Raw genomic sequence first — 20,377 nt, 5'->3', positions numbered from 1 at the left:
AATCGCCAGCGCCGTGCGCAGCGTTTCCTGCGCTTGCGTCACGCCCGCGGAAACGGCGATGACTTCCGTCGCCACGCCCGCTTCCTTCAGACGCACCGCTTCTTCCACGGCGATTTCGTCGAACGGGTTCATCGACATCTTCACGTTGGCGATATCGACGCCCGTGCCATCCGACTTCACACGAACCTTCACGTTGTAATCGACTACGCGCTTAACAGGTACAAGTATCTTCACTTCATGCCTCCATCCACATGGAACTAGATAACGCCTTTATCCTTCAACCCGGCCACCTGCTGCGCCGAATAACCGAGCAGCGACTGCAGGACCTCCTGTGTGCCTTCGCCCAGTTGCGGCGGCGCGTGCCGCACGGGCAGGCGTTCGCCGTCGAAGCGCCACGGCGGCGCGAGCACGGGCGTCGTGCCGCTTTCGGTATGCGGATGCGGCTGCTGCGTGACGAGCCCGCCCTGCGTCGCGCGCGGCGAAAGCAGCGCCTCGCGCAAGCCGGCCACTTCGCCGCACGGAATGCCCGCACGCGCGAGGCGTTCGAGCAGGAGCTTGCGCCCACGGCTGCCCAGCTCGCGCGTGAGTTCCGGCACGAGCGTGTCGCGGTTCTGACCGCGCAGGATGTTGGTCTTGTAGCGCGCGTCGTCGGCGAGATCGGCGCGCTCGATCACTTCGCGGCAGAAGCGCTCGAACTGCGCGTTGTTGCCCACGGTGATGACGAGCGGACCATCGGCCGCATCGAACACGCCATACGGCACGATCGACGGATGTGCGTTGCCGTAGCGCGGCGGGTCTTCGCCGATCAGCAGCGCTTCGAGGCCGTAGTAAGCGGTAATCATGAGGCCGCAGTCGAACAGCGCCATTTCGATATGGCGTCCGCGTCCCGTGCGCTCGCGCTCGTACAGCGCGGCGAGCATTGCCTGCGCCGAATACATGCCCGTGAAAAGATCCACGGCCGCCACGCCGAATTTGAGCGGCGGCTGGTGGGCCTCGCCGTTCATCGCCATGAGGCCTGTTTCGCCCTGCACGACGAGGTCGTAGCCCGGGCGTTTTGCTTCCGGTCCCGTGCGGTCGTAGCCCGAAATCGAGCAATAGATGAGACGCGGGTTCTCAGCACTCAACTGCTCATAGCCAAGCCCGAGCTTTTCCATGCCGCCGAACTTGAAGTTCTGCACGACGATGTCGCTGGTTTTCGCCAGATCGCGCACGATCTGCTGGCCTTCGGGCGTTTGCAGATCGAGCGTGATCGAACGCTTGTTGCGATTCACGCTGTTGAAATACGCCGTCTCGGTCTTGCCGACTCGCACGCCCCAGTCGCGCGTGTCGTCGCCGCGGTCGGGATGCTCGATCTTGATGACTTCCGCGCCGAGGTCGCCGAGCACCATCGCGCTCCACGGCCCGGCCAGCACACGCGAAAGATCGAGTACGCGCACGCCCGATAGCGGCAAGCTGCTTTTGTCCGTCTCCATCAACAGGCACTCCTGATTCGTTGTTGGGGCGGCGCTTCGCGCTCGCCCCTTCATGGCTTACGCCGCCTCGTGCCCCAATGCGATGTAGCGCGCGAGATGATGATCCTCGTCGCCGAGCTGATGATCGATCATCACGAGCCGCTTTGCATAGTGCGCGAGCGGCAACTCCCACGTCATGCCAATGCCGCCATGCAGCTGGATCGCTTCTTCGGCCACGCGCGCGCCAATGCGCCCGATCGTGTACTTCGCCGCCGAAAGCGCACGCTCGCGCTGCGTGCGCGGTGCGTCGATTGCAGCCGCCGCGTTGATGACCGCAGAGCGCGCCTGCTCGATTTCGAGCAGCACGTCCGCCATGCGATGCTGCAACGCCTGGAAGCTGCCGAGGGGCATGCCGAACTGCTTGCGGGTGCGCAGGTATTCGAGCGTGAAGTCGCGTGCGATCTCCATCGCGCCCACCGCTTCCGACGCGAGTGCCACGATGCCGTAGCCGCGTGCGTGTTCGAGCGTCGCGAAGCCGCTGCCTTGCGCGCCGACGAGCGCGTCGGCGTTCACCTTCACGTTGTCGAGCGTTACTTCCGCTGCGCGGCCGCCGTCGATCTTCGCGTAGCTGCGCACGCTCACGCCCGCTGCATCGCGTGGCACGAGAAAGAGGGAGATGCCCGCTTCGTCGAATTCGCTGCCCGAGGTGCGGGCCGAAACGAGCAGCATGTTTGCGTGTTCCGCATGCTGCACGACGCCCTTCGCGCCTTGCAGCACCCAGCCATCGCCGCTTTTCTCGGCACGCGTCGTAACACGCGCGTCCTCGTAATGCGAACCCGGCTCGTCGTGCGCGAGCGCGGCGATTTGCGTACCGTCGATAAACGACGCAATGCGAGCGCGCTGCGCCTCGCTGCCCGCATGCGCGAGCGCACGGCCCACGATCAGCGTATCGAGGAACGGCTCGACCACGAGCGCGCGCCCGAGCGCTTCGAAGACCACCGCGATATCGAAGCCAGCGCCGCCAAAGCCGCCATCGGCCTCGTCGAACAGCGCGCCGATCACGCCGAGTTCGGCGAAGCGCTGCCACATGTCTGCGCTAAAGCCTTCCGTGGAGCGCGCGATTGTATCGCGCGTAGTGAAGCCGTATTGCTCCGTAGTGAAGCGGTTGAGCGTATCCGCAAGCATGCGGCGGTCTTCTGTGTGCTGGAAGTCCATGGCGTGCCTCTCAAAGACCGAGAATCATCTTGGAGATGATGTTCTTCTGAATTTCGTTGGAGCCGCCGAAAATCGACAGCTTGCGGTTGTTGAAGTATTGCGCTGCAGCGCTGGCGGCTTCGTCCGGGCCGATTGCCTCGCCCGCATAGCCTTCTTCGAGCGCTTCCTCGACGAACGGCGCCGCATACGGCCCCATCGCGCGGCGCAGCAGCGACGAAATCTCCTGGCGGATCTCGGTGCCGCGAATCTTGAGCATCGAGCTTTCCGCACCGGGCACGCCGCCGCCCGCGACGGCTGCGATCACGCGCAGGTTCGTCGTCTTCATGTTTTCCAGATCGATCTCGACTTTCGCAAGACGTGCGGCGAACTGCGGATCGTCGGCAAGCGGCCTGCCGTTGCGCGTGACTTTCTGCGCGGCGCGCTTCAGACGCGCGAGCGCCGCCACCGAAAAGCCCACGCCCGCGATGTTCGTGCGTTCGTACGTGAGCAGATATTTCGCGTAGGTCCAGCCCTTGTTTTCTTCGCCGACGAGATTTTCCACGGGCACGCGCACGTCGGTGAAGAACACTTCGTTCACCTCATGTTCACCGTCGAGCGTGACGATGGGGCGGACTTCGATGCCCGGGGTGTTCATGTCGATCAGCAGGAAACTGATGCCTTCCTGCTTGCGCACGTCGGTTGCGGTGCGCACGAGGCAGAAGATCATGTTCGCGTAGTGGCCGAGCGTGGTCCACGTCTTCTGCCCGTTCACCACGTAGTGGTCGCCGTGGCGAACCGCTGTGGTGCGCAGCGAGGCGAGGTCCGAGCCCGCGCCCGGTTCCGAGTAGCCCTGGCACCACCAGTCGGAGCCGTCGAGAATGCGCGGCAGCCAGTAGCGCTTTTGCGCCTCGCTCGCGTACTTGATGAGCACGGGACCGAGCATGTTCACGCCGAACGGCACGATGCGCGGCGCACCGGCAATCGCACATTCGTTCTCGAAGATGAACTTCTGCACGGCGCTCCATCCGGGGCCGCCGTATTCCTTCGGCCAGTGATTCGCGAGCCAGCCTTTTTCGTGCAGGATGGCGTGCCATTGCGCCATGTCGTCGCGGGTGAGGTGGCGGCCGTTGCTCACCTTGTTCGCGACGCGCTGCGGCAGGCGCTCCTTCAGGAACGCGAGCACTTCGCTGCGAAACGCCTCTTCTTCGGCGGTGAATTTGAGGTCCATGTGTGAAAAGCTCCTTATTGCACCCTTATTGCACTTTCAAGCCGATTGATTGAGGCTCGCGAAATTCTCACCGCGCTCCACGAGTTCGACGAGCAGCGGCGAAGGACGCCAGAACAGCGGATCTTCCTTTGCGTACGTGCGGATATCGGCGAGCACGTTGGCGAGGCCCACGGTATCGGCGTACTTCATCGGGCCGCCGCGATAGCGCGGGAAGCCGTAGCCGTAGAGCAGCGTGACGTCCACGTCGAGCGGGCGCAGCGCGATCTTCTCGAACACGACGTTCGCGCCTTCGTTCACCATCGCGGCCATGTAGCGGCGCATGATCTCTTCGTCGGTGAAGCTGCGCGGCTCGATGCCGGCGCGCTCGCGCTCAGTGCGGATGATGGATTCGACTTCGGGGTCGGGCGTGCCCGTGCGTGCGCCTTCGGGGTAGAGGTAGAAGCCGCGGCCCGTCTTCTGGCCGAACCAGCCGCGTTCGCAAATGCGGTCGGCGATCTGCACGTAGCGCGCCTTCGGGTCGCGCGTGGCGGCGCGGCGCTTGCGCGTGGCCCAGCCAATGTCGCCGCCCGCAAGATCGACGACCTGGTACGGGCCCATCGGAAAGCCGAAGTCGCGCACGGCCTTGTCGATCTGATACGGCGAGGCGCCGTCTTCCATCAGATGGTCCGCAGCCGTGCGGAATACCGCGAGAATGCGATTGCCGATGAAGCCGTCGCACACGCCGGCGCGCACCGGCACCTTGCGCAGCTTCTTCGCCAGTTCGAATGCGGTGGCGACCACGTCGGCGCTCACCTGCTTCGGCACCACGATTTCGAGCAGCTTCATGATGTTGGCGGGCGAGAAGAAGTGCAGGCCCACCACGTCCTGCGGGCGCTTGATGCTGGCCGCAATGGCGTCGATGTCGAGATACGACGTGTTGGTCGCGAGCACGGCGCCGGGTTTGCACACGCGGTCGAGTTCGGCGAACACGGCCTGCTTCACGGCCATGTCCTCGAACACGGCTTCGATCACGAGATCGGTGTTCGCGAGCGCATCGTACGAGGTGCTGCCGCTGAAGCGCGCGAGGATCTGTTCTTTCGCTTCGGGCTTCATGCGGCCCTTGGCGATGAGGCCGTCGTAGACCTTTTCCACATGTGCGCGGCCGCGAGCGAGCGAGGCGTCGTCGCGTTCGATCATCGTCACGGGCAGGCCCGCGTCGAGCACGGCCACGGCAATGCCCGCGCCCATCGTGCCGCCGCCGATCACGCCGACGGTTTCGATCGCGCGCGGTTTCGCGCTCTTCGTTTCAGGGGCTTTCTGCACTTCGCGCTCGGCGAAGAAGGCGTGCACGAGGCCCGCGCGCTGCGGGCTTTCGAGGCATTCGAGGAACTGCTTGCGCTCGAAGCGCAGGCCTTCGTCGAACGAAAGATCGAGCGCAGCCTGCACGCAATCGACGATCTTCAGCGGCGAGAAGAGACCATGCGACTTCTTCGCGGTGTCGGCGCGCGCGGCATCGATTGCGGCTTGCGCTTGCGCGCGGTCCGCGAGCGCCTGGGCGTCGCGCGTGCGGCGCACGTGCGCATGGCCAGCCAGCAGTTCCTGTGCGTAGGCGAGGCCTTCGGCGAGAATGTCGTCGCTCGCGCCTACGCGATCGACGAGGCCGAGCTTGTGCGCTTCCTGCGCGCTAGCGTGACGGCCGCTCAACATGAGCGAAAGCGCGGCTTCCGCGCCGATCAGGCGCGGCGTGCGCTGCGTGCCGCCTGCGCCGGGCAGCAGGCCGAGTTGCACTTCGGGCAGGCCGAGTTTCGCGCCGCCAACGGCCAGGCGGTAGTGCGCCGCGAGCGCCACTTCGAGGCCGCCGCCGAGCGCCGCGCCGTGAATGGCGGCGATCACCGGCTTGTGGCAGGCCTCGATGCGGTTGCACACGTCGGGCAGCGCGGGCGGCTGCGGCGGCTTGCCGAACTCGCGAATGTCCGCGCCGGCGATGAAATTGCGCCCCGCGCCGACGATCAGCACAGCCTGCACGGCGTCGTTCGCTTCGGCGTGCTCGATGGCGGCGGCGAGGCCGCGGCGCACGTCCACGCCCAGCGCGTTCACGGGCGGATTGTCCACGGTGACGAGCAGCACCTTGCCGCGCAGTTCGTGAGTAACGGGGGAGGCGTTCACGGGATCGGATGCCATGGGGGTGCTGTCTCCATAATGAGGGCCGGACTGGCGGGCCGTGCTGGTGGCCCGGGCGGCAATGTTTCATGTTCGCGTCGATTCTCAGCGCGTCAGGGGCAATTGACAATCCCATCGCTCGTTGACAGACTGTCAAAATATCTTTGACAGTGAATGTTGCCATGGACGTCAACGCGCTGACCCTGCTCGTCGAGATTCTCGACGCGGGCAATCTGAGCGAGGCGGCGCGCCGGCTCAAGATGAGCCGCGCGAACGTCAGCTACCACCTCAATCACCTCGAGAAGTCGATCGGCCTGCAGCTCGTGCGCCGGACCACGCGCCGTGTCGAGCCGACCGAAATCGGCCTGAAGCTTTACGAGCACGGCCGCTCGATCCAGAACGCACTGCTCGCTGCGCGCGAGTCGGTCTCCACCCTCGGGCAGAGCCTGCAGGGGCGCGTGCGGCTTTCGGTGCCGAGCGGCTACGGGCAGCTCGTCATGTCGGACTGGCTCATTCAGTTCAAGCGCATGTACCCCGGCATCGTGCTCGACGTGATGTTCGAAAATCGCGTGGAAGACCTGCTGCGCGACGAAGTGGATATCGCCGTGCGCGTGATGCACGAGCCGCCGCAGAACCTCGTGGCGCGCGACATGGGGCCGGTGAAGTACATCGCGTGCGCGTGCACGGAGTGGGCCGAAAGGCACGGCATGCCGCAAACGCTGGAAGACCTGGCGCGCGCACCCGTCATCACGGCAACCGTGGTGGGGCGGCAATTGCGGCTGGCAGGCTATTTGAACGAGGACCGGCACGAGGTGTTACTCGAGCCTTCGATCATTTCGGAAAACTTTCTATTTTTGCGGCAGTCGATTCTGGCGGGACTCGGCGTGGGCATCGTGCCCGACTATGTGATGCACGACGACATTCGCCAGGGCGCTGCTGTCACGTCGCTCGATGCCTGGCGCTTGAGCATTTTCGGCACGTACATGTACATGCTCTACATGCCGAACCGGCATCACACGCGGGCGGCGTCCACCTTCATCGATTATGTGCTGGGCGAGGCACGCAAGACGGGGCGCGGTGCGGACGCGTGAGAGGCGCATATTGCATCGAGCATGCCCCACGCGCCGTGTGCGACGTTCGATGGCGGCTTTTACCGGCGTAAAAGTCCACGCCTGTATTCAGGAATCCTGTGCGGCGTTGTTGTCCGGGCTCGCGTCTTGCGCGCGGTTGACGGTGGCGTCCGGCCGCCCGCGGGTGGCGGACGAAACGGCTACGCGTTGCTGAATGCCTGCCTTCGTGAGCATATGCGCGCTAATAGGCGCGGTAAGAAACAGGAACGCAGGTATCAGCACTTCATGCAGGCTCGCGAAATTGTTGTGCACGCTGAAGTAGACCACGGAAGCGAGCACGACGCCGCCCACGCCGAGCGTGGTCGATTTGGTCGGCCCGTGCAGGCGCATGTAGAAGTCAGGCAGGCGCGCGAGACCGATTGCGCCGATCAGCGTGAACGCGCTGCCGAGCAGGAGCAGCACACAGACAATCGCTTCGATAACCGTTTGCATGACGAAGTCGCCCTAGTTCAATTCGATGATGTCGCCGCGCTGCAGGTACTTCGTGAACGCAACGGTCGCCACGAACCCCATCACCGCGATGAGCAGCGCGATTTCGAAGAAGACCGTCGAGCGCAGCATGATGCCGTAGACGACGATCAGCGCGATCGCGTTGATATTGAGCGTGTCGAGCGCGACGAGGCGGTCGGGCAGCGAAGGCCCGCGCACGAGGCGCACGAGCGTGAGCAGGAACGCGAGCCCGAGGATCGCGAACGACACCGGAATGACGATGGCTAGCATGCGAAGATCTCCATGAGCGGGGCTTCGTAACGGGACTTGATCAGGGCGACGAGCGCGGCTTCGTCTTCGAGATCGAGCACGTGGACGACGAGGCGCGTGCGGTCGTCGGAGAGTTCGGCGCACAGCGTGCCGGGGCTCAGCGAGACGATGCTGATGAGCGACGCCAGCGCGATTTCGTGGGTGCTGTCGAGCGGCACTTCGATGAAGGCGGGGCGCAGGCGTTTCATCGGGCCGAGCACGAGCAGCGCGACTTCGAGATTCGCCACGAGGATGTCGTAGAGCACGTGTCCGAGGAGCCGCACGAGCAGCCACGGTTTGCCGAAGCGCACGGGCGCGAGCCACAGCCCTTCGCCCACGGCGAAAGCGATCACAGTGCCGAGTACGAAGCCGAGCAGCAGGTTGCCAGGCGTTGCGTCGTTCATCAGCAATACCCAGCACACGAGCAGCACGATCGTGAGCCAGGGGTGCGGAAAGAGCCTCTTGAGCATGTCAGCTTCCTCCGCCCTGTGATGTTTGCGGCGCTTGCGCAGGCAGGATCGCGTGAACGTAGGCTTCGCGATCGAGCAACTGCGCCGCGGTGGCGTCGAGATACTGCTTGAGCGGTCCCGCAAACACCGTAGCGGCCACGACGCCCGCGAGCAGCAGCGCGCAGGCGGCGAGCTTGGCGCGACTGCCGCGCGGCGCGGCGGCGGGCGCGCCGTCGTAGGCGCGGGCGGCGGGTATCGCCCACAGCAAACGCGTGCCCGTGCGGCTCAAAGCGACGATCGATAGCAGTCCCGCGATCAGCACGGCGGGCCAGAGCACGACAGCCTGCGAAAGCGGCGTGGCGGCGAGCACCATGGCCTTGCCGAGAAAGCCCGAGAGCGGCGGCAGTCCAACCGCGCCCACGGCTGCCGCGAGATAGAGCACGCCAGCGAGGTTCGAAGGCCAGGGTGCGGGACGCCTTTCAGGGGGCGCGGCCGTGGAAGGCGTTGCAACCGGCTCGCCATCCGCTTCGGGCGTGATGGCGGGCGCGGTGGCGTCGTCGAGCGATTCGAGCGAGGCGGGCTCGCGCGTTTCGGCTACAGCGGGCGCGGTCGGGGATTCGGTTGTTTCGGACTCCAGTGTATCGGCGAGCATGAACAGGGCGCCCGTACACAGCGTCGTGCTGATGAGGTAGTAAAGCAGCGCGCTCCACGCGAGCACGGTTTGCAGCGTGACGGCGGCAATCAGCAGACCGACCGAGACCAGCACGAGAAAGCCTGTCGTGGTCTTGAGGCTCGATACCGCAAGCGCGCCGAGCGCGCCATAGATAATCGTCGCAATGGCGAGCCACCACGCCCATTGATGCAGGAACGCGTCGAGCACGCCGCCCGCCGCGCCGAACACGAGCGCGTCGCAGCGAAGCATCGCGTAGATGCCCACCTTGGTCATGATCGCGAACAGCGCGGCCACCGGACCGATTGCGCTGCGATATGCCTGTGGCAACCAGAACGACATCGGGAACACGGCGGCCTTGAGGCCGAATACGAGCATGAGCGTTGCGCCCGCGAACTGCGCGAGCGGCAGGGATGCGGCGTCCAGATGCGCGAGCCGCTCGCCCATGTCGGCCATGTTGAGGGTGCCCGTGAGGCCATAGAGCACGCCCAGCGCAATCAGGAAGAACGACGAGCCCACGAGGTTCAGCAGCATGTAGTGCAGGCCGTTGCGCACGCGGCGGCGCCCGCCGCCGTGCAGCAGCAGCGCGTACGAGGCGATCAGCAGCAGTTCGAAGAACACGAACAGGTTGAAGAGATCGCCCGCGAGAAATGCGCCGTTCAGGCCCATCAGCTCGAACTGCACGAGCGCGCGATAGTAGCGCCCGCGCCGGGCGTCGGCGCTCGTGGTGCCGAGCAGGCAGCAGCACGCGAGCAGCGCGGTCAGCACGAGCATGAGCGCGCCGAGCCGGTCGATCTGCAGCACGATGCCGAACGGCGCGGGCCACGCGCCGAGCGCATAGCTCGCAATCTGCCCCTGCGCCGCGAATTCGGCGAGCGCCACCGCGATTGGCAGCAGCGCGAGTGTAGCGATCACGTTGATCGCGCGCTGCAGGCGTTTCGCGCGCAGCGGCAGCGCGACGATCGCACCGGCCGCAAAAAGCGGAATGAGGATAGGGAGAATGAGAGCGTGGTTCATTCGCTGCGCATCTCCAGGCCCTTGCGGTGCGCCTTGTCGCCGTCGACATGGTCGGTGCCGTCGATCGCGAGCGCGCGCAGCGCGAGCACGACCGTGAAGGCCGTCATGGCGAAGCCGATCACAATGGCGGTGAGCACGAGCGCCTGCGGCACGGGGTCCGCATACTGGGCGCCCGGCGCGATCACGGGCGGCCTGCCGGTGGAGAGCCGCCCCATGCCGAGCAGGAACAGGTTGATCGCGTACGAGAAGAGCGTGATGCCGAGGATCACCGGCAGCACGCGCGCGCACAGCAGCAGGTAGATGCCGCTCGCGCAGAGTACGCCGAGCGTAATGGCGAAGGCGGCTTCCATCAGCTTTTCTCCACGGATTGCATGTCCTTGTCGCGTACGCCCAGGTGCGAGACGATCGTGAGCGTCGTGCCGACCACTGCGCCAAGCACGCCGAGGTCGAACAGCATGGCTGTGCTCAATTCGACTTCTCCGATCAGCGGCACATGCAAATGGCCGAACGCGCTGGTGAGGAAGGGCTGGCCGAACACGATCGCGCCCACGCCCGTTGCGGCCGCAACGAGAATGCCGAAGCCCGCGAGCGCACGATAGTTGATGCGGATGCGCGACTCGGTCCACAGCACGCCGCTCGCCACGTACTGCAGCAGAAGCGCAATGGAGATCACGAGCGAGGCGATGAAGCCGCCGCCCGGCAAGTTATGGCCGCGCAAAAAGATGAATACGGCGACGAGGATGGTGAGCGGCAACATGAGGCGCGCAAGAATGGCCAGCAGCAACGGATGCGATTGCGACGACCACGGCAGGCCGCCCGGCCCCGTGTCGGGCGACTTCAGGCGCAGGCCGCGCAGCAGTGCCTTCACGGCGAGCCCCGCGACCACGAGCACGCTGATCTCGACCATCGTGTCGAAGCCCCGGAAGTCCACGAGGATGACGTTCACGACGTTGTGGCCGCCGCTGCCCGGCAGCGCATTCGCGAGAAAGTACTGGCCGATGCCGTCGATCGGTGCGCGCGTCATCACCGCATATGCCACGCCAGCAATTAGCGCTCCGCCCGCGAGTGCGAGCACCGCATTGCGCGCCCGCGTGAACGGAGGCTGTTCCGCGCGCTGCACGACCGGCAGAAAGTAGATGGCGAGCACGAGCAGCAGCACCGTGACCACTTCCACGGAGATTTGCGTGAGCGCGAGGTCCGGCGCGGAAAAACGCACGAACGCGAGCGTGACGAGCAAGCCGCACGTGCTCAGCATCACGAGTGCATAGAGCGTATTGGCGCGTACGAGCACGACACCCACCGCCATCAGCGCCATCAGCACGAGGCCGACGAGCGTCATCGCGTCGAGTGGCGCCGAGCGGTACGCGCCGTCGAGCGCCGGCAGGGCGAGCAGCGCCGCGCCGGGCACGATCAGCATTGCCGCAACCATCCACGCGAGATACGACGGCAGCGAACGCGTTTCAAAGAGATTCACCACGTAACCCGCGGCCTTTTCGAGCTGCTGCACGAAACGGTCGAAGCCTTCGCTCGCGTTCATTTCGGAGAGCACCGAACGATGGTGGCGGAACGCGTCGCGGCGATAGAAGAACAGCAGGGCGCCGCCCACGAACGACACGCAGCTCATCAGCAGCGGCAGATTGATGCCGTGCCACAAGCTCAGGCTGTAAGTGGGCACGACGCCGCCCAGTGCGAACCAAGCCGCCGATTCGAGCATCTTGCCAATGGTCTGCTCCGGCACGAGCCCGACGAGCAGACAGATCACGACGAGAATCTCGACAGGCAGCTTCATGAAGCGCGGCGGCTCGTGCGGCGGGTAGTGCGGCAGGTCGTGCGGCGTTTCGCCGTCGAAGAACACGCCCCACACGAAGCGCAGCGAGTACGCCACCGAGAGCCCCGCCGCAATGACGGCGAGCGCGGGAATGATCCAGTTGAAGTCGCCGAGCAGTCCTTGCGCGAGCGTTTCGCCAAAGAACATTTCCTTCGAGAGGAAGCCGTTGAGCAGCGGCACGCCCGCCATGGCGAGCGACGCCACGGCGGCTAGCGCGGCGGTATGCGGCATGAAGCGGCGCAGGCCGCGCAGACGGCCGAGATCGCGCGTGCCCGTTTCATGGTCGATGATGCCCGCGGCCATGAAGAGCGAGGCCTTGAAGACCGCGTGGTTGAAGGTGTGAAAGAGCGCGGCGACGGTGGAGAGCTGCGTGTCGAGGCCGAACAGCAGCACGATGAGTCCGAGATGGCTGATGGTGGAATACGCGAGCAGACCCTTGAGATCGCGCTGCACGAGCGCCATGGCCGCGCCGCCCGTGAGCGTGACGAGCCCGATCAGGCTCGTCACGTAGAAGAACCAGCCAGTGCCTTCGAGCACGGGGTAAAAGCGCGCGATAAGGAAGATGCCGGCCTTTACCATCGTCGCCGAATGCAGGTACGCCGAAACCGGCGTGGGCGCCGACATGGCATGCGGCAGCCAGAAGTGAAACGGGAACTGTGCCGACTTCGTGCAGGCCGCGAAAAGAATGAGCAGGAGAATGGCGGGATACAACGGATCGCGCTGCACGAAGCCCGCATGCGCGAGCACGACGTCGAGGTCATAGCTGCCGCAGACGTGGCCAAGCAGCAGTACGGCGGCCAGTAGCGCGAGGCCGCCCGCGCCCGTGATGGTGAGCGCCATGCGCGCCCCGCGCCGCGCTTCGGGGCGTGAAGGCCAGAAGCCGATCAGCAGGAACGACACGATGCTCGTGAGTTCCCAGAAGATCACGAGCAGCAGCAGGTTGTCCGACAGCACGACGCCGAGCATCGCGCCCATGAAAAGCAGCAGCAGCGCGTAGAGGCGCGGCAGCGACTCGCTGCCGGCGAGGTAGTAGCGCGCGTAGACGAAAACGAGCAGGCCGATCGCGAGCACGAGCAGCGCGAACATGAACGAGAGGCCGTCCAGACGCAGCGCAAACGAAAGGCCGATTTGCGGGATCCAGTCGGCTTGCCAGTGCAGCACGCCATGGGTGGCCATGCCTACGCGTTCGCTGCCCAGCACCCCGAGACCGAAGAGCGCGGCCGCGAATGCAATCCAGGTGCCGGAGGCAGGCGCGTGACGCCCCGCGAACGCGACGAGCGCCGCGGCGACGAACGGTAAGACGACGAGCCACCCCATTGCCATTCGACACTCCCCCGTGAATCCGGCTGGGCGCCGGGCCGGCGCGCCGCAGTTCACGATCATAGCCGCAAACGGGGACGGAGTTCATTCATGTGGCATGAATGCACCCGCAGGGTGTCATGCGAAAGACATGTGCGTCAGCGCCGCTGACTGGAGGGCTCGTCAATGACCTTCACATCGGCCAGACGAAGGTTTCGTGAGCGCGTGTCGCCTTGCCGATGTCCACCGTACGCCGCTCCGTGTTGCCGCCATGGCTCGCGGTGATCACATAGCGGCCGTCCGGAATCGAAACGAGCATGAACGGGCCGCGCGTGCGCGTGGAAAGGAGCGGTGTGCCGTGCATGTCGGCGATCTTTACGGGGACGTCCGCGAGATATTCATTGCCGTCGGCGGATTGCCGCGCGAATTCGAGCGAGAGCGGATAGCGATGCATCGCGGCTTTGAACGCCGCCGACTGGTCGCTGCCGACGCCGCCGGACAGATACGCAATCTCGCCACTGCGCTGGGCGGGCGGCAGCACGCCCGCCGTTGCGGCTGTGATGTCCGCATTGTCTGCTGCCGGGGTTGCCGCCCACGCACCCGGCGCGCCGAACACCACAGCGAGCGCGAGCGCCGCGCCGATCCACGGAGTTGAGCGTGCTTTCATTTTCCACCTCCATCGATTCGTTGACCGGATGCCGGCACGCGTGTCGCGTGTGCCGGACGGATCGAGGGTAGGCAGGGCGGCTTAAAAGTCGCTTAAAGCCAGCGCTTTTCACGCCGGATGCAAAGAAGGCCGTTGCCCGCGCACGGCGGAAAACGGCCTTCGTGATTTCATGACGGCGCTTACATCGTCACTGCGGAATCATGCCCGTCAGCACATAAGCCTGAATCAGCGTCACCACGCCCACCACAGCCGCGAAGAACAGGCTGTGACGCACGGTGAAGCGAAACAGCGACGACTCCTTGCCGACAAGACCCGTTGCCGCGCAAGCCACCGCGATCGACTGCGGCGAGATCATCTTGCCGCTTACGCCGCCCGAGGTGTTGGCCGCGACGAGCAGCGTGTCCGACACGTTGATCTGATGCGCCGTGGTGTGCTGCAGCGAGCAGAACAGCGCGTTCGACGAGGTATCGGAGCCCGTGAGAAACACGCCGAGCCAGCCGAGGAACGGCGAGAAGAACGGGAACGCGGCGCCGGTGCCCGCAAGCGCGAGGGCGAGCGTGGACGACATACCCGAGTAGTTCGCGACGAACGCGAAGGCGAGCACGAGGCCGATGGAAAGCACGGGGCGGCGCAGTTCGCCGAGCGTTTCGAAGAAAGCGGCCACGGCGGCGCGCGGCTTCATGCGCAGCAGGATCACGGAGAGAATCGCCGTGATCATGATCGCGGTGCCCACGGCAGAGAGCCAGTCGAGCTTGAATACGGCTTCATAGGGCTTGGGCGTAGCGACGATCGGCGCCGTGCGCACGACGAGCTGATCGAGACCCGGCACGTGCAGGCTCAGAATCGTGCCCGCGAGCGGACCCTTCGCCGCGAAAAGCGCCTTGAACGGCTTGACGCTCCACACGGTCACGATGGCCGTGAGCAAAATGAACGGCGACCACGCGCGCACGGTTTGCGCGATGCTGTACGGCGAAGCCTGGCGGCCCGAAGCGGCCGCGCGCGAACCGCCTGCGCCGCCGCCAAAGCCGCCCAGCGCAGCCGCACCGCCGCTCACCTTCACGCTCGTGCCTTGCGCAGCCCGGCGCGGCTGCCACACGTTGAGAAACGCGGCGAGCGCAACGAGGCTCACGAGCGCCGAGGTGATGTCCGGCAGCTCGGGCCCGATGTGGTTCGACGTGAAGTACTGCGTCACAGCGAAGCTGCCGCCGGCCACGAGCGCGGCGGGCCACGTTTCCTTCACGCCGCGCTTGCCGTCCATGATGAAGACGAGCCAGAACGGCACGAAGAGCGAAAGCAACGGCAGCTGGCGGCCAGCCATTGCGCCGATCAGGAACGGATCGATGCCCGTGACCTGACCCGCGACGATGATGGGAATGCCCATCGCGCCGAACGCGACCGGCGCGGTATTGGCGATGAGGCACAGACCGGCGGCGTAGAGCGGCTCGAAACCGAGGCCGACGAGCAGCGCCGAGGTGATCGCCACCGGCGCGCCGAAGCCCGCCGCGCCTTCGAGGAACGCGCCGAACGAGAAGCCGATCAGCAGCAGTTGCAGGCGCTGGTCGTCGGTGATCGAGAGCACCGAGGCGCGGATGATTTCGAATTGCCCCGTCTTCACGACGATCTTGTAGAGGAACACCGCGGTGACGATGATCCACGCGATCGGCCAGATGCCATAGGCAAAGCCAAAGCCCGCGGAAATGAGCGCCTGGCGCACGGGCATGCCGTACTCGAAGATTGCCACGGCGAGCGCGAGCAGCAGGGTGATCGCGGCGGCGACATGGCCCTTCATGCGCAGGCCCGCGAGCGCGACGAAGAAAAACAGAATGGGGATGGCGGCGACGAACGCGGATAGCCACAAACTGCCAAGCGGTGTGTAGATCTGATACCAGGGTTGCACTACGGTCTCCTCCGACGATACGGGTAAAAAACATATGTCAGTTCGTCAGGCGCGCATTTACGATTTATTTCGCATGCCTGACGACATGAACGCTATTGCGGCTGATCGCGTTCGCGCAGCAGGTCGTGCAGGCTGCGTGGCGCGGGCTTGAGCGGCGTGCGATGCTGCGTCCAGCCCATCTGCTGTGTGGGGGCGAGGCCCCGCAGGCGCGTCACGGCCCAGCGCAGCGCGCGGTATGCGCGCGGATGCGCGAATGCGCCGCTCCAGAAGCGCCAGATGAATTGCTCGCTTCTGCTGTGATTCGCGCCCTGGCCGCGAAGCGGATGCGCGACGCTTTCCTCGGGGTCGCGGTTCGCTTCGGTGCGCAGGCGCACGAGCAGTTGCGGAATCGGAATGCGCACCGGGCAGACTTCGCCGCACGCGCCGCACAGGCTCGAAGCCGTGGGCAACTCGGCGGTCGCGTCGAGCCCGAGCAGATGCGGCGAAATGATCTTGCCGATCGGCCCCGGGTACGTCGTGCCATACGCATGCCCGCCAATGCGCGTGTACACCGGGCAGTGATTCATGCACGCGCCGCAACGAATGCATTGCAACGTGGCGCGCAATTGCTCGTCGGCGTAAGCCTGGCTGCGGCCATTGTCGAGCAGCACGAGATGCACTTCGCGCGGCCCGTCTTTCTCGCCTTCGCGGCGCGGGCTGCTGATCAGGTTGAAATACGTCGTGATGGGCTGGCCCGTGGCCGAGCGCGTAAGCAGGCTCGAAAGCGGCACGATGTGCTCGAGCTTCGCCACCACCTTCTCCATGCCCATGATCGCGATATGCACGTCGGGCACCGTGGTGGAAAGGCGGCCGTTGCCTTCGTTTTCCACGAGCCAGAGCGTGCCCGTGTCGGCGGCGGCGAAGTTCACGCCGGAGAGGCCGATCTGCGCATCCACGAAGGCACGGCGCAGCGCGCGGCGGCCCGTTTGAATGAGCGTGTCGACGTCTTCCGTAAAGGGCGTATCGGGAATGTGTTCTTCGAACAGGTGCCCGATATCGCCCTTCGTTTTGTGGATCGCGGGCATGACGATGTGCGAGGGCTTTTCGCCCGCGAGCTGCACGATGTACTCGCCCATGTCCGATTCGATGCAGTCGACTCCGCGCGCCGCGAGGTAATGGTTGAGCTCGATTTCCTCGCTCGCCATCGACTTGCCCTTGATCACGCGCGTGGCTGCGTGCCGCTGCGCGATGCCGTGGACGATGCGGTTGGCTTCGTCGGCGGTCTCGGCCCAATGCACCTGAATGCCGTTCGCGCGCAGTGTCGTTTCCAGTTGCTCGAGCAATTCCGGCAGGCGCGCAAGCGCGTGCTGGCGCACGGCTTCGCCGAGGTCGCGCAGGGCTTCGAGTTCGTCCGCTTCAGGAAACTGTGCGGCGCGCTTGCCTTGCAGGAAGTCCATCGCACCGCGAAAGCTCTTGCGCAACTGCGGGTCGTCGAGCGCCGTGCGTGCACGCTGGCGGAATTGCGCGGTCGGGACGAAATGCAGCGTGTTTTCCTGGGGCGTTTGCGTGTTCGTGCTCATTGGGCGGCTCCGTGCTGCGCACACGTTGCGTGATCCTCATCCGTTACGACGACGACCCACAGCGCGCGCGGGCCGTGCGCGCCATAAGCGGTGGTCTGCTGAATGTCCGAGGTCTTCGAAGGCCCCGAAATCATCACGAGATTGGTGGGCATGCCGCCGCTCCAGCGTTCGGCCGCCACAGCGGCGTGCAGGTCCGCATGCAGCGTGTGCGCGTGGATCAGCGCGACGTGCAAAGGCGGCACGAGCGAGACCGTGCGCGGCGCGTTCGCGTCGGGCACGACTACGAGCGTGCCCGTCGCCGCGAGGCCTGAGCGCGCGACCGTGAAGCCCGCGTCGATGGTGTCGAAGAGTTCGCTCTTCCATTGCTCGATCGGCTGCGCATAGCTGCGCGCCTGCACGGCAGGCGGGAGCGCTGCCGTGAGCGCTTGCCCTTCGGCGCATGTGGTGTCGAGCAGCAGGCTGCGCGCGCCGGCTGCTGCCAGGCGCCCGGCGAGATCGGTGGCCCAGGTGGCGGCGCTCGCGCAGATCACCTCGGCGTGCGCGGCCTCGAGCATGCGCTGGAACTGCGCGACGCGTTCGTTCAGCGCAAGCGGCGCGTGTGCGCGGCGCTCCGCGAAATGCGCGTCGATGCGTGCACCGAGCGCTTCGACCGACGTGGCGGGCGCGGCGGGTGCATGGGCGCGCAGGCGTTGCAGCATGCGCGCACGCGCGCTCATCGAATCGACGCTCATGCGGCCTCCCCGCCGGTGCGGCGCCAGAGGAAGGAGGCCAGGTGCTCCACGGCGAGCGGCGCGCCCTTGTGCGCCGCCGCGTGGCCGATGTTGAGCAGGCAGCCGCAGTCGGCGGAAACGAGGCGCTCGCAGCCCGTGGCGCAGGCCGAGGCGATCTTGTCGGCGACCATCGCGCCGGAAATGTCGGGGTGCTTGAGCGAGAACGTGCCGCCAAAGCCGCAGCATTCCGATTCGCGCTCGTGGTCGATGCGCGTGACGCCCGGCAGCGCATCGATGACTTCGACGCCGTGCACGCGCGTGCCCATCTCGCGCCGCGCGCCGCATGAGGTATGCAGCACGACGCGCTCTTCGGACTGCTGGACGGAGCCCTTCGCGCCATACGCGTTGAAATCGACGTTCAGCACGCGCACGAGGAATTCCGTGAGTTCGTACACACGCTCGGAGAGTCCCTGGGCGCGCGCGGCGTTTGCGGCGTCGTCGTCGAACAGCGCGGGCCAGTGGTGGCGCATCATGCCTGCGCACGAGCCCGAAGGCACGATCACGGGCCACGGCTTTTCGAAGAGACCCAGCTGCGCGAGCGCGACCTCGCGCGCCTGGCGCGGGTTGCCGCTGCTGTACGCGGGCTGGCCGCAGCAACTCTGGCTGCGCGGGAAATGGACCGTGAGGCCCTCGCGTTCGAGCAGCTTGACCGCGTCGAGACCGGCTTGCGGCACGAACAGGTCGACGAGGCAGGTGGCGAACAGATAGACGTCGGTGGGGCGCTCGGTGGGGTATTGCCGTGGCTTCATGTCTCGCTCGGTGTCTTGCGCGCTTTCGCGATCTGCCCTCGCGGGCCAGGGGGGCCGTGAAGGTTGAAGACAAGCGCGGGTTTGGGCGCATAATTCCCGCTTCGGGCGAGTGGTTCAAACTGGTTGGACCACCCGCCGCAAGCGACAACGAGACTCGGGATGGCACGGGGGTGGCACGGGGATGGCAATCAGGGACAGGGCGGGTACGCGCGGGCGTGTGGAAACCGTGATGCGCCGCATGGAGACGTCGCTGCTCGACGGCACGTGGCGCGCGGGAGCGAAGCTGCCCTCCGAGCGGGTGCTCGCGCTGGAGTACGACGTGGCGCGCAACACGGTGCGCGAGGCGATCCAGCGCCTGGCCGCGCGCGGCCTCGTGCAAAGCAGGCCGGGAGCGGGCGTGTTCGTGACCGACCAGCTGCGCACGGGCTTTGCGTCGCCCTGGGGGCAACTCGTGGCCGATCATCCGGCCTTGCGCGAAGACATCCTCGAGTTTCGCCGCGTGCTGGAAGGCGCGACCGCGTATTTCGCGGCGCTGCGCGCGAGCGACGAGGACATCGCGCGCATTCGCGCGCTGATGCAGGAACTGGAGCGCACGCGCGAAGTGGACGACAAGGCCGCCGAGGCCGACACCGACGCGAAGCTGCACGAAGTGATCGCGCAGGCTTCCCACAACGCGATGTTCCTGCATCTGCACACGAGCGTGCTGGGCGTGCTGCGCGAGCACATCACGATCAACGGCACGGGGCTGCGCGTGCAGAACGAGGACGCGCCGGACCAGTTGCTGCTGCAGCATCGAACGCTTTGCGATGCGATCGTCGCGCGGCGTCCCGAGGAGGCGCGCACGGCCATGCAGACGCATATCGACTTCGTGCGCACGCGGGTGGGCGAGGAGATCGGCTGGCCGGAAAGTGGTCCAACCAGTGACGATGCGCAGCGCGCCGTGGCAGCGGGTAAGACAGCGCGCAAGTCCACCCGCAAGGCGCCGGGCCGCGTGGAGCCAAAGCCAGCGGCCCGCGCCCGGCGCGCGAACGCTGCTAAAGTCGGCTGATTGGGTCGACGGGCCTCATTCCAGGAACGCACGCCGTGCATAGCCACACCAGCAGGAGGAGCCGATGAACGAGAGTGCCGCGCAAATCGTGGCGTTGAGCGCCGTGACGCTGACCGTCAGCGATATCGCGCGGTCGGTGCCGTTTTACGAGGCGCTCGGCTTCGTGCAGAAAGCCGGAGCCGTAATACCGGGCTTCGCGTCGTTCGAGCTGGGCGGCGGTGCGGCGGGCGTTTGCTATCTGAATCTGCTCGAGGGGCCGCACGGCGCGGTGAACGGCTGGGGGCGCGTGATTCTCTACGTCGCCGACGTGGACGCCTTCTACGCCCGCGCGCTGGCGGCCGGCGCGAAGCCCGAATTCGCACCGCGCGACGCGCCGTGGGGCGAGCGCTATTTCCATCTCGTCGATCCGGACGGCCATGAGTTGAGCTTCGCCCGGCCGCTCCCCTGAGCCGGCCCAATGCATTTGAAATATTCGTGACACTCGCTGCGCCGATAGTGGCGCGAGTTGCCAGCATATCGACCAAGGAGAGAGTCGCCATGAATG

At 65.9% G+C, this 20,377-nt stretch carries 18 protein-coding genes and 1 pseudogene; 3 read left to right on the top strand and 16 right to left on the bottom strand.

What is annotated here, in order from left to right; translation table 11 throughout:
- From U5A52_RS34885 to U5A52_RS34865, 5 genes are all read right to left on the bottom strand, one after another.
- On the bottom strand, nucleotides 1-234 hold a 234-nt coding region (locus U5A52_RS34885; RefSeq protein ID WP_415774095.1), incomplete at its 3' end, for an electron transfer flavoprotein subunit beta/FixA family protein.
- 23 nt (nucleotides 235-257) lie between these two features.
- Nucleotides 258-1,472, bottom strand: coding sequence for a CaiB/BaiF CoA-transferase family protein (locus U5A52_RS34880; RefSeq protein ID WP_321938509.1), 1,215 nt, complete (start codon nucleotides 1,470-1,472; stop codon nucleotides 258-260).
- 57 nt (nucleotides 1,473-1,529) lie between these two features.
- Complete coding sequence (locus tag U5A52_RS34875) at nucleotides 1,530-2,666, bottom strand: acyl-CoA dehydrogenase family protein (protein ID WP_321916081.1); 1,137 nt, start codon at nucleotides 2,664-2,666, stop codon at nucleotides 1,530-1,532.
- Nucleotides 2,667-2,676: 10 nt separating this feature from the next.
- A complete protein-coding gene (locus U5A52_RS34870; RefSeq protein ID WP_321938508.1) occupies nucleotides 2,677-3,873 on the bottom strand; it encodes an acyl-CoA dehydrogenase family protein in 1,197 nt (398 codons plus the stop codon).
- Nucleotides 3,874-3,909: 36 nt separating this feature from the next.
- A complete protein-coding gene (locus tag U5A52_RS34865) occupies nucleotides 3,910-6,033 on the bottom strand; it encodes a 3-hydroxyacyl-CoA dehydrogenase NAD-binding domain-containing protein (protein WP_321938506.1) in 2,124 nt (707 codons plus the stop codon).
- A gap of 161 nt (nucleotides 6,034-6,194) precedes the next feature.
- On the opposite strand from U5A52_RS34865, the gene U5A52_RS34860 reads away from it, so the two are divergent.
- On the top strand, nucleotides 6,195-7,103 hold the full coding sequence (locus tag U5A52_RS34860; protein WP_321938504.1) for a LysR family transcriptional regulator: 909 nt from the start codon (nucleotides 6,195-6,197) through the stop codon (nucleotides 7,101-7,103).
- A gap of 87 nt (nucleotides 7,104-7,190) precedes the next feature.
- Here the strand turns inward: U5A52_RS34860 and U5A52_RS34855 are convergent, their stop codons facing one another.
- The 11 genes from U5A52_RS34855 to U5A52_RS34805 all read right to left on the bottom strand — a co-directional run bounded on the left by U5A52_RS34855 (nucleotide 7,191) and on the right by U5A52_RS34805 (nucleotide 18,785).
- Nucleotides 7,191-7,574: a Na+/H+ antiporter subunit G gene (locus tag U5A52_RS34855; RefSeq protein WP_321938502.1), complete on the bottom strand. Its 384-nt coding sequence runs from the start codon at nucleotides 7,572-7,574 to the stop codon at nucleotides 7,191-7,193.
- 12 nt (nucleotides 7,575-7,586) lie between these two features.
- A complete protein-coding gene (locus tag U5A52_RS34850) occupies nucleotides 7,587-7,862 on the bottom strand; it encodes a K+/H+ antiporter subunit F (protein WP_069261755.1) in 276 nt (91 codons plus the stop codon).
- The gene (locus tag U5A52_RS34845; RefSeq protein WP_321916076.1) at nucleotides 7,856-8,350 is read right to left on the bottom strand and encodes a Na+/H+ antiporter subunit E; all 495 of its coding nucleotides are present in this window, start codon (nucleotides 8,348-8,350) and stop codon (nucleotides 7,856-7,858) included. Before U5A52_RS34845 ends, U5A52_RS34850 begins: the two co-directional genes overlap by 7 nt.
- A 1-nt stretch (nucleotide 8,351) precedes the next feature.
- Nucleotides 8,352-10,016, bottom strand: coding sequence for a monovalent cation/H+ antiporter subunit D (locus tag U5A52_RS34840; protein ID WP_321938500.1), 1,665 nt, complete (start codon nucleotides 10,014-10,016; stop codon nucleotides 8,352-8,354).
- Complete coding sequence (locus U5A52_RS34835) at nucleotides 10,013-10,366, bottom strand: Na+/H+ antiporter subunit C (protein WP_321938498.1); 354 nt, start codon at nucleotides 10,364-10,366, stop codon at nucleotides 10,013-10,015. Before U5A52_RS34835 ends, U5A52_RS34840 begins: the two co-directional genes overlap by 4 nt.
- Nucleotides 10,366-13,167: a monovalent cation/H+ antiporter subunit A gene (locus tag U5A52_RS34830; protein ID WP_321938496.1), complete on the bottom strand. Its 2,802-nt coding sequence runs from the start codon at nucleotides 13,165-13,167 to the stop codon at nucleotides 10,366-10,368. The genes U5A52_RS34835 and U5A52_RS34830 overlap by 1 nt, the downstream gene beginning before the upstream one ends.
- Nucleotides 13,168-13,336: 169 nt before the next feature.
- A complete protein-coding gene (locus tag U5A52_RS34825) occupies nucleotides 13,337-13,810 on the bottom strand; it encodes a carboxypeptidase regulatory-like domain-containing protein (protein ID WP_321938494.1) in 474 nt (157 codons plus the stop codon).
- 187 nt (nucleotides 13,811-13,997) lie between these two features.
- Nucleotides 13,998-15,707, bottom strand: coding sequence for a lactate permease LctP family transporter (locus U5A52_RS34820; RefSeq protein WP_321916071.1), 1,710 nt, complete (start codon nucleotides 15,705-15,707; stop codon nucleotides 13,998-14,000).
- A gap of 92 nt (nucleotides 15,708-15,799) precedes the next feature.
- Nucleotides 15,800-17,266: a LutB/LldF family L-lactate oxidation iron-sulfur protein gene (locus tag U5A52_RS34815; RefSeq protein ID WP_321916070.1), complete on the bottom strand. Its 1,467-nt coding sequence runs from the start codon at nucleotides 17,264-17,266 to the stop codon at nucleotides 15,800-15,802.
- Nucleotides 17,263-17,982, bottom strand: a complete 720-nt coding sequence (locus tag U5A52_RS34810) for a LutC/YkgG family protein (RefSeq protein ID WP_321938515.1) — start codon at nucleotides 17,980-17,982, stop codon at nucleotides 17,263-17,265. The genes U5A52_RS34815 and U5A52_RS34810 overlap by 4 nt, the downstream gene beginning before the upstream one ends.
- Before the next feature lie 11 nt (nucleotides 17,983-17,993).
- Nucleotides 17,994-18,785, bottom strand: coding sequence for a (Fe-S)-binding protein (locus U5A52_RS34805; RefSeq protein WP_321938492.1), 792 nt, complete (start codon nucleotides 18,783-18,785; stop codon nucleotides 17,994-17,996).
- A gap of 229 nt (nucleotides 18,786-19,014) precedes the next feature.
- On the opposite strand from U5A52_RS34805, the pseudogene U5A52_RS34800 reads away from it, so the two are divergent.
- Nucleotides 19,015-19,677: pseudogene (locus U5A52_RS34800) on the top strand (FadR/GntR family transcriptional regulator); the annotation flags it as partial.
- Nucleotides 19,678-19,897: 220 nt separating this feature from the next.
- Complete coding sequence (locus U5A52_RS34795; protein WP_321916068.1) at nucleotides 19,898-20,281, top strand: VOC family protein; 384 nt, start codon at nucleotides 19,898-19,900, stop codon at nucleotides 20,279-20,281.
- Nucleotides 20,282-20,377 lie beyond the last annotated feature (96 nt).

The organism is Paraburkholderia sp. J8-2 (assembly GCF_905220195.1).
Lineage (GTDB): Bacteria > Pseudomonadota > Gammaproteobacteria > Burkholderiales > Burkholderiaceae > Paraburkholderia.
This window is presented reverse-complemented; position numbering and strand designations above follow the sequence as displayed.